7 protein-coding genes are annotated in these 9,487 nt (G+C 70.8%); 5 read left to right on the top strand and 2 right to left on the bottom strand.

Annotation, left to right across the window (positions count from 1 at the left end; all coding sequences use genetic code 11):
- Positions 1-179: 179 nt before the first annotated feature.
- Positions 180-779, top strand: a complete 600-nt coding sequence (locus tag RWP81_RS10665; RefSeq protein ID WP_314455922.1) for a gamma carbonic anhydrase family protein — start codon at positions 180-182, stop codon at positions 777-779.
- Between the two features lie 97 nt (positions 780-876).
- On the opposite strand, the gene RWP81_RS10660 is transcribed toward RWP81_RS10665, so the two are convergent.
- Positions 877-3,549, bottom strand: coding sequence for a phosphoenolpyruvate carboxylase (locus RWP81_RS10660; protein WP_314455920.1), 2,673 nt, complete (start codon positions 3,547-3,549; stop codon positions 877-879).
- Positions 3,550-4,036: 487 nt separating this feature from the next.
- On the opposite strand from RWP81_RS10660, the gene RWP81_RS10655 reads away from it, so the two are divergent.
- Entirely contained in the window at positions 4,037-4,654 is a 618-nt protein-coding gene (locus RWP81_RS10655) for a MazG nucleotide pyrophosphohydrolase domain-containing protein (protein WP_314455926.1), read from the top strand.
- Between the two features lie 171 nt (positions 4,655-4,825).
- Positions 4,826-6,073 carry a histidine--tRNA ligase gene (gene hisS / locus RWP81_RS10650; protein WP_314455924.1) on the top strand — a complete coding sequence of 416 codons (1,248 nt, stop codon included), beginning with the start codon at positions 4,826-4,828 and terminating at the stop codon, positions 6,071-6,073.
- A gap of 125 nt (positions 6,074-6,198) precedes the next feature.
- On the opposite strand, the gene RWP81_RS10645 is transcribed toward hisS, so the two are convergent.
- Positions 6,199-7,056: a helix-turn-helix transcriptional regulator gene (locus RWP81_RS10645; protein WP_314455918.1), complete on the bottom strand. Its 858-nt coding sequence runs from the start codon at positions 7,054-7,056 to the stop codon at positions 6,199-6,201.
- A 128-nt stretch (positions 7,057-7,184) separates the two neighbouring features.
- On the opposite strand from RWP81_RS10645, the gene RWP81_RS10640 reads away from it, so the two are divergent.
- Complete coding sequence (locus RWP81_RS10640; RefSeq protein WP_314455916.1) at positions 7,185-8,630, top strand: MFS transporter; 1,446 nt, start codon at positions 7,185-7,187, stop codon at positions 8,628-8,630.
- Between the two features lie 125 nt (positions 8,631-8,755).
- Positions 8,756-9,487, top strand: a 732-nt coding sequence (locus tag RWP81_RS10635; protein WP_314455914.1) for an SGNH/GDSL hydrolase family protein, incomplete at its 3' end; no start/stop codon positions are given.

Here is a 9,487-nt window from a genome sequence, read left to right as displayed (position 1 = left end):
GCCCACCCACCGTGGGGGGGCCATTTCGCTTTTACCGGCATAAACGACGAGGGCTGGTGCGTGATCCCCCCCCCTGGGGACCCCGCCCCCGCGCTTCGTCGTACCCGCTTCACGTCGCGGTCGCTCGGCCGGGACGGTCGGCGCTACGCTGACCGCATCGATGGGAAGGACACGCGGCCATGCGATTCAGTCACCTGGGGGACGACCCCCGCATTCATCCGGAGGCCGTTGTGGCGCCTACGGCCGTCATCAGCGGAGACGTGACCATCGGGGCCGGGTGCCAGGTTCTGCACGGCGCCGTCCTCACCGCTGAGGGCAGCCCGGTGGTGCTGGGGGAGAACACCATCGTGATGGAGAACGCGCTGATCCGGGCCAGTTCCACCCACGCCGTGCACATCGGGCCGCACACGCTGATCGGTCCGATGGCAAGCGTCGCGGGCGCCGATATCGGCGCCGAGGTCTTCCTCGCCACCGGCACCCGCATCTTCAATGGAGCCGAGATCGGCGATCGCAGCGAGGTCCGTATCAACGCGGTCGTTCATGTGCGTACCGTGCTGCCCGCGGGGACCGTCGTGCCTATCTCCTGGGTTGCGGTCGGCGATCCGCTGCTCATCCTCCCGCCCGACCGTCACGAAGAGATCTGGGCCGCGCAGAAGGAGCTCGATTTCCCGGGTTACGTCTTCGGGCTGGACCGCGAAACGCCCGACCTGATGGTCCAGCTCACCGAGCGCTACGGCCGGAGCCTCTCCCGCCACGCCTCAGATGTCCCGCTGGACTGAGACGTGGATGCGACGGTCGGGTCTTATCGCCGGGCGAGGACAGCGACGCGCCGTCACCCGATCGGGGGCGCCGGCGCGTCGCGGGATCGATTCGAACTCAGCCGGTGTTCTGCAGACCCGCAGCTACGCCGCTCACCGACAACAGCAGGAGACGTTGCTGCTCGGCATCCGGGATCTCCGACTCGGGCGAGGCGTCGCGCAGGGCGCGGAGCGCCCGCAGCTGCAGCAGTGACAGCGCGTCGACGTACGGGCTGCGCATCTTCACGGCGCGCTGCAGGACGGGCTTGTTGCCGAGCAGATCCCCGCCGGTGATGCGCTCGACCCACGAGCGGGTGAGCAGCATCTCGTCCATGACGAGCTGCGCGAGGTCGTCGCGGTCGCCGAGCGCGAGGTAGCGGCGGGCGATGCGCTCGTCGGCTTTCGCCAGGCTCATCGCGACGTTGTCGATCATCGTGCGGAACAATGGCCACTGCTCGTAGGCCTCGCGAAGACGCTGCTCATCGTCGACGGCGTCGAGTGCCGTGCCGAGACCGAACCATCCCGCGAGGTTGATGCGCGCCTGCGTCCACGAGAACACCCAGGGGATCGCTCGGAGGTCTTCGAGCGACTCCACCGACAGACCTCGGCGTGCGGGACGCGAGCCGAGGGCGAGGTGGCCGAGCTCTTCCATCGGCGTGACCGTGGCGAACCACGGCGCGAAGCCGGGCGCCTTCACCAGGGCGAAGAAGCGCTCGCGCGAGGCGACGTCCATGGTGCGAGCGACGTCGGCGAAGGCATCGGCCGCTCCGCGGTTGCGCCGCTCGATGGAGGGAGAGGACGCCGTGAGCACGGCAGCCGCGACCTGGTCGATGTGGCGCATCGCGATATCGGGGTCGCCGTAGCGAGCGAAGATGACCTCGCCCTGCTCGGTGAGCTTGAACCGACCGTCGACCGAGTGCGGCGGTTGGGCGAGGATGGCGGAGTTGGCGGGTCCGCCGCCTCGACCGAGCGCGCCACCGCGTCCATGGAAGAGCGTCAGCTCGATGCCCTCGGCTGCAGCCCAGGTCGAGATCTGCGCTTGAGCCTCGTAGAGGGCGAGGTTGGCTGCGACGGGGCCGACGTCTTTCGACGAGTCGGAGTAGCCGAGCATGACCTCGAGGCGACGGCCGGTGGCATCCAGTCGGCTGACGAACGAGGGGTGCGTGACGATCTCGGCCAGGATGCCGGGGGCCGCCTGCAGGTCGGCGAACGTCTCGAACAACGGGATGACGTCGAGCACGGGGAGTGTTTCGCCCGGGCCCATCGCGTACGAGGCGAGTTCGTGCACGTTCGCGAGGTCATCGGCGGACTGCGTGAACGAGACGATGTAGCGGCCGGCGGCGCGAGGCCCGAAGCGCTCTTGCACGTATGCGATGGAGCGGAAGACCTCGAGCACCTCGTCGGCGAGTTCGCTGCGCTGACCGCCGGCGCGAAGCTCGTCGAGCACCTTGCGGTGTACCGCCGAATGCTGGCGGACCTCGAGCTCGGTGAGGTGGAAGCCGTACGTCTCGACCTGCCACACCAGTCTTTGCAGGGCGCCGTACGCCTGCCGCGCGGCGCCAGCGGCGACGAGTGACTCCTGCACGGTTCGCAGATCGGTCAGCAGGTGCTCGGGGTCGCGGTACGCCAGGTCGGCATTGCGGGTGCGGGTGGCCGCGATCTTCCGAGCCAGCAACAGGAGAATCCGGCGGTGGGGCTCCTCGGGGGAGCGCTCGGCGATCTCCTTCGCGGCGTCTTCGTCGGCGGCACGTAGGCGGTGCCACAGGGCGACCAGCGCGTCACTGGGCGGTGTGGTGCCGGCATCCAGGGTCAGACCTCGTCCCACGCGGAGCGCGGTGCGCTCCAGGCCCAGGAGCACGTGCTCGCTCGCGATGGAGGCCGCCTTGCGGGTCACGGACGCCGTGACGAACGGGTTGCCGTCACGGTCCCCACCGACCCAGGAACCGACGCGGACGAACGGCTTCACGATGGGCGCGCGGGATCCCGCGTTCTCGCCCTGGAGGATGTCGTCGATGCGGCGATAGACGTGCGGCACGGCGGTGTACAGCGTCTCGTCGAACACGGCCATGACCGAGCGCACCTCGTCGACGGGAGACGGCTTCTCGCGGCGGAGGGGAGCGGTGCGCCAGAGCGTGTCGATCTCTTCGAGCAAGCGTCGCTCGGTGCGGCGCGTCTCGGCCGCGTTCTCGCCCGCGGCGTCGCGTTCGCCGAGGAGTTCCGACAGGCGACGGATGCTCGTCGAGATCGCTCGGCGCCGGGCTTCGGTGGGGTGCGCCGTGAAGACGGGGTGGAAGCGCAGTGCCTGGAGTCGCGCGAGGGCGGTCTCTTCGCCGACCTCGCTCGACAGCCTCTCGAAGGCGCTGGCGATCGTGTCGGGGATGCCGCTGCGCGACGGCTGATCACCGCGCTCGCGCAGGACGCGCACGCGCTGATGCTCTTCGACGAGGTTGACGAGGTGAAAGTACGCCGTGAAGGCACGGGCGACTTCGTCGGCCCGTTCGATGGAGAAGTCGTCGGCGATGGCCGCGGCTCGCTCGAACGCGGCGGACGTCTCGTCGGTGTAGGCCTGGATCGTCGCCGAACGAAGGCGTTCGACGTCGTCGTACAGTCCGGGGGAACCGCTCTCCCGAAGGACACGGCCCAGCAACGATCCGAGTAGGCGCACGTCGGCACGCATCTGCTCGGGGAGCTCTTGGCCGGCTTCGAAGCGGCCCACGAGGTCGATGGCCTCGGTCGGGGTCAGATCACGCACACGGCCAAGATTATCTGCGTCGCGTTGCGCGCAGATGACACGTCGACGCGCTGGTGCCGGTCGACAGCGTGTGGAGGAGCCGTCGGGCTGACGCTGCGGCGCGCCACGCGACGGAGATTCTCCGGTCCGGGGGCCGCCTCACGGCCGATGTGAGGCATCGCGCGGACTGTCGTGCGAACTTTTCCGACGCGCGGGGGCGGTGCGCCCGCCGCCGTCGAGAGGCACGGAGGCTCTCGGGCGGAAGAAACTCGCGCGCCGCCCGAGGCGACCCCGTCGGAACGTTACGCCCGCGGGCGCGCCGCGACCTTCCACGCGGGGAGGGCTCGATATCCGGGGATTCGTCGAATCCGACTCAGCCCGACCGGGGGAGCGGCGGGCGGGGCATACTCGGGGGAGCGTTTCCCGCGGGACCGGTGGATGCCGGCCGTCACGGGTCGCGGAAGGAGATCCCGTGAGCGACGACGCCCTGCGCGAGGCCGCTGAGACCATGCACGTCGTACGCGAGCGGTGCGTGTGGACGCAGCAGATCGACCACCGCGACCTCGTGCCGTACCTCGTGGAGGAGAGCGCCGAAGTGATCGACGCGGTCGAGGCGGGCACCCGCGCCGACCTGCGCGAGGAGCTCGGCGACCTGCTGTGGCAGGTGCTGTTCCACGCCGAGATCGCCGCGGGCGATCCCGATGACCCGTTCGACATCGACGATGTGGCGCGTGGGCTGACCGAGAAGATGGTGCGGCGTCATCCCCACGTGTTCGGGGATGCCGTGGCATCCACCCCCGAAGAGGTCCTCGTGCACTGGGACGCGGCGAAGGCCGCGGAGAAGCGTGCGCGCACGAGCGTCCTGGACGGGGTCAGCGACCACATGCCCTCGCTGGCGCTGGCGCAGAAGATGCTGGGCAAGGCGGCGCAGACCGAGGCACCCGTCCCGTCGCACCGGCTGGCGGATCCCGAGACCGAGGCCGAACTGGGCGACGCGCTGCTGATGCTGGTGCACCTGGGACGCACCCGCGGGTGGGATGCCGAACGCGCCTTGCGCGAGCGCCTCCGAACGCTGCGCACCGAGGTGCAGACCGCGGAGCAGCACCGCGGAACACCGGCGGGCTGAGCGGATCCTCCCGCGAGACCACTCCCTCGGCCCGCGGTGCACGGCGACCGTGCGTGACGGGCGATCAGCGCTCGACCTCGAGCCGGGCAGGCGTCAGCCGACCCCGCATCCGGACCTGCCGCCTGAGCCTGAAAGAATGGGACCGTGGCATCCGTGAACCCGCCGCGCGGCATGCGCGACTTCCTCCCCGCTGACAAGGCCCGTCGCGAGCGCGTGCTCGCCGTCATCCGCGAGCGCTACCACGCGCACGGGTTCGACGAGATCGAGACCCCCGTCATGGAGGACTACGACCGCCTGCACGCGGGTCTCGGCGGCGACAACGAGAAGCTGTCGTTCAGCATCCTGAAGCGGGGGATGGATGCCGAGGGCATCCGCGCCGCGGCCGACGACCCGGCCGCGCTCGCCGACCTGGGTCTGCGCTACGACCTCACCGTCCCGCTCGCCCGCTTCTACGCGACGAACCGCGCGCAGCTGCCGACGGTGTTCCGCGCGATCCAGATGGCGCCGGTGTGGCGCGCCGAGCGTCCGCAGAAGGGGCGCTACCGCCAGTTCCTCCAGTGCGACATCGACATCATCGGCGACGCCACCGCCCGCGCCGAGGCCGAGCTCATGATCGCGAGTCTCGATGTGCTCGACGCTCTGGGGCTCACGGGCGGCTCGATCCGGGTGAACGACCGCCGCGTGCTCGACGCGATGCTCGACGTGTTCGGTTTCGCGCCCGACGAACGCCCCGGCGTGCTGATCACGATCGACAAGCTCGACAAGGTCGGGCCCTCGGGCGTCGTCGCCGAACTCCGCGGACGGGGAGCCGACGAGGGTGCCGTCGATGCTCTCGCTGCCTACCTCGACCGGCCGGCGGCAACGCCGGCGTTCGACGAGGTCGGCATCCGTGCGGCACTTCCCGACGGCATCCCCGACGAGGTCATCGCCCACCTCGCGGCCCTGGGCGACACCGTCGCCGCCGCCCGAGGTGCCGATGCGCCGCTCGTATTCGACCCGTTCCTGGTGCGCGGGATGGGCTACTACACCGGGACCATCTTCGAGCTGGCGCACCCGAGCGTCGACTACTCGCTCGGCGGCGGAGGACGATACGACGGCATGATCGGTCGCTTCCTCGGCCAGCAGGTCCCGGCCGTGGGGTTCTCGATCGGCTTCGAACGCATCGTCGACCTGCTGCCCGACACCGACGCCGAGGGGGAGCGCTCGGTCGTGCTCGTGCACGATCGCGACGTCGCACTCGCTCAGCTGCTCGCGATGAAGGCGCAGCTGGTCGCCGAGGGCGCACGCGTGCGCATCGAGCAGCGGGTTAAGAACATGAAGGCCCTGCTCGAGCGGTCCGCGGCCGACGGGTACACCTCGTTCGCCTCCGTCGGCACCCAGACGACCGCCGATGCGCTCGAGTTCAAGTCGCTCGCCTGATTCGCGCCGAGGTGTGCTCGTCCCCCGCGGACGCCGACCACTCCCGTGGCAGCGTCTCGGGGCCGCGAGGGCCCGGATCCGGGCTCGACCGTCCGTGGGTGCGGAGTGTCGCCACGGGTCCCGCCTCACGCCACCGCGCTGACCAACGCCTCTTCGGGGCTTTCGGCGGCGAGACGCTCCAGGCGCCCGGCGGTCGCGGCATCCCGGGGCGAGAACCACACGACGCGCGAGCCGAGACCGTCGTCGATCCACAGGCTCGACATCTCGAGGTGCAGCTCGCCGACGCGGGCGTGCACGAGGTGTTTGGTGGCGTTTCGCTCTCCGCCCACATCGCCGAGGCGCCACAGTTCCCGGAACCGCGGGGACTCCTCCTCGAGCTCGGCGACGAACCGCTGCCACGCGGGTTCTTCATGGTGGCGCCCGTACGCGGAGCGCAGACGCGCGGCGATGCGCCGCTGTGCGTGGTCGAGGTCGACGTGCGACCGCTGCCATCCGGAATCGGTGAACAGCAGTACGGCGCAGTTGCGGCGCTCGGCGGGGATGTCGTCGAGGTCGTCGAAGAGGTACCGGTACGACCGGTTGTAGGCACGGATGTCGAAGCGCGCGGTCTGCACCGCGGCCGGGTAGGGCAGGAGCTTCTCGAGCAGGTCGAGATGGGTCGCCCCGACGCAGAGTCGCGCTTCGCGGTCGGGGACCGGGAGGTCGGCGAGGGCGAAGAGGTGGTCGCGCTCGTCGTCGCTCAATCGCAGGGCTCTCGCGATGGCGGTGACGACCTGGGCGGACGCGGCGATCGGGCGACCCTGCTCGAGCCAGGTGTACCACGTGAGTCCGACGCCGGCGAGTTGTGCGACCTCTTCGCGGCGGAGGCCCGCCACCCGGCGACGCGTCCCCTCGGGGAGGCCGACGTCGGCGGGGCGGAGGCGGGCGCGGCGGCTCCGCAGGAACGCGGCGAACTCCACGCGGGCGTCATCGGATCGCGTCATGGCACCCCTCTCTCTCGCGGCGATGGTAGATCGACGGCTCGACATGCGTGCGCTCCGAGGGGAGTGCTCCCACTACCAGGATGAGCACACTCCTGGTACCAGGATGCCGCGGTCTCCATGCTGGCACCATGACGACTTCCGCCCACCCCGCCACCGGGAGCGCGCCGGTTCCGATCCGACCCGACCTCACCGACGGCGTACCGACGTGGCGCTATCTGGGGTTCCTCCTCGGCCCGGGCGTGGGAACCTTCGCCTTCAACGCGGTGACGGTCATCCTCCCGACGCTCCGCGAGCGCTTCGGCGCCGACGACATCTCGCTCGAACTGGTCATCGCGGGCTACGGCATCCCGTTCGCCGTGCTGCTGATCCTCGGCGGGCGACTCGGCGACCGGTTCGGCCGCCACCGCCTGTACACCCTGGGGATGGGGCTGTTCCTCGTCTCGGCCCTCGCCTGCGCTCTGGCTCCCTCGATCGACACCCTCATCGTCGCGCGCGTCATCCAGGGCGTGGGCGCCGCCCTCTGCACCCCTCAGGTGCTCGCGACCATCCAGGCCACCTCGCAGGGGCCGGCCCGTACGCGCGCGATCGCGGCGTTCGGCGCGAGCGGAGGAATCGGTGCCGCGGTCGGCCAGGTGGCCGGCGGCGCCCTCGCCGCCCTCTCGTTCGGCTCCGTCGAGGGGTGGCGAGCGGTGTTCGTGGTGGCGGCACTGATCGCCGGCGCGGCGATCGTCCTGGCGCCCCTGGCCCCGGGCTCCCGGGCTCATGAGGTCGTGGCCATCGACCTCATCGGAACCGTGGCGCTCGCTCTCGGAATCCTCGCCGCTTCCGTCGCACTGACGTTCGGACCGGTGTGGAACTGGTCATGGCCGGTGGCCGTGGCGCTCGTCGTCGCCGCGGGAGCGCTGTGGTCGATGTGGAAGCATCAGGATGCCGTCGAGCGTTCCGGCCGCGTCCCCTTGCTGCCGCCCAGCGTCCTGCGTCTGCGGCCTCTGCAACTCGGGCTGATCGCGGCGGGGCTCTTCTTCGCGGGATACTCCGCTCTGCTGTACGTCTTCCCGCGGGCCGTCGAGGCCGGGGGTCTCACCTCGTTCGAGGCGGGGATGGCGCTGCTGCCGTTCGCCGTGGTCTTCGCCGGAGTCTCGCTCGCGGTGGCCCGCATCCAGAGCCGTCTCGGCGATTCGACGCTCGTGCTCGGGGTCGCGCTTCAGATCGTCGCCCTCGTGGCGATGGCCGCGACCCTCGTCGTGGCGTGGGGGAGCGGAATCGGCCTCGGGCTGCAGCCGGCCCTGGTGGTGCTCGGAGCGGGACAGGCGCTGATCTTCTCGCCCCTGACCCAGCTCGTGGTGCGCGAGGTGCCGGTGGAGGCGGCCGGGCTCTCGGGAGGCATGTTCAGTACCGCACAGCAGATCGCTCTGTCGTTCGGGGTGATCGTGATCGGCGGGGTGGTGAGCCTCAGCGGGGTGGCCGGTCGAGCAGAGCTCCTCGCCGGGCTCGCCCTCGACCTCGTGCTCGCCGTCGCCGTGCTCGTGCTGGCCGTCGTGCTGCGCGCACGAGGTGCCCGCGCCGCGGCCTGAGCGCAGCGCACGGTTTCCGGCATCCCGAGACAGCTCGAGAATCCACGGGATGCCGGGAGGTCACCGTCGCCGCAGCGTCACGCGACGTCCACCGGGCGTTCACCCCGGGCGAGTGGGATCGGATCATGTCTCCGCGTCGGCCCCTCGCCGTGACGGTCGCGTCGTTGATCGCCGTGCTGAGCGCGGCCGCGATGGGTCTCGGCGCCCTGCTCACACGGCAGGCGGCGATAGCCCGGCGCCGCATCGGCAAGCCTCTTGGCGAAGAGGCGCTCGATGCCGACCGGATCTGGCGCCGTAAGAAGCATCCGGGAGAGCCGGTCGAACTCCTGCTGCTCGGGGACTCGATCGCCGCGGGTCTCGGCGCGGGGCACCGGCGCGACACGCTCGGCGCGCGCCTGGCGAAGGGCATCGCGCGGCAAGCCGGTCGTCCGGTGCGGTTGCGTACCGTCGCCGTCGTGGGGTCGGAGACGTCGGCCCTCGCGGGGCAGATCGCCGCTCTTCCGGCGCAGTACCGGGCGGATGCCGCTGTGATCGTCGTCGGCGGCAACGATGTGACGCACCGCATTCCGGCATCCCGATCCGCCGAGCAGCTCGAGGACGTCGTGCGAGCGCTGCGCGATGACGGTGTCCCGGTCGTCGTGGGAACGTGTCCGGACCTCGGGACGCTCCGTGCGATCCCGCAGCCTCTCCGCGCGCTCGCCGCGCGATCGTCACGGCAGTTGGCTGCCGCGCAGGCCACCGCCGTCCATCGCGCCGGCGGTCGCGTCGTCGCCCTGTCGCGGGCGGTGGGTCCGGTTTTCACCGAGCGCCCCGACGAGATGTTCAGTGTCGACCGCTTCCATCCGAGTGCTCTGGGT

Source organism: uncultured Microbacterium sp. (genome assembly GCF_963521695.1).
Classification (GTDB): domain Bacteria; phylum Actinomycetota; class Actinomycetes; order Actinomycetales; family Microbacteriaceae; genus Microbacterium.
Note: the sequence above shows the minus strand (reverse complement) of the source record. Positions and strands in the feature narration are given on the sequence as shown.

Coding starts and splice junctions, on each gene's coding strand:
- RWP81_RS10665 (WP_314455922.1), top strand. CDS start 180: ATGCGATTCAGTCACCTGGGGGACGACCCCCGCATTCATCCGGAGGCC.
- RWP81_RS10655 (WP_314455926.1), top strand. CDS start 4,037: ATGCACGTCGTACGCGAGCGGTGCGTGTGGACGCAGCAGATCGACCAC.
- hisS (WP_314455924.1), top strand. CDS start 4,826: ATGCGCGACTTCCTCCCCGCTGACAAGGCCCGTCGCGAGCGCGTGCTC.
- RWP81_RS10645 (WP_314455918.1), bottom strand. CDS start 7,056: ATGACGCGATCCGATGACGCCCGCGTGGAGTTCGCCGCGTTCCTGCGG.
- RWP81_RS10640 (WP_314455916.1), top strand. CDS start 7,185: ATGACGACTTCCGCCCACCCCGCCACCGGGAGCGCGCCGGTTCCGATC.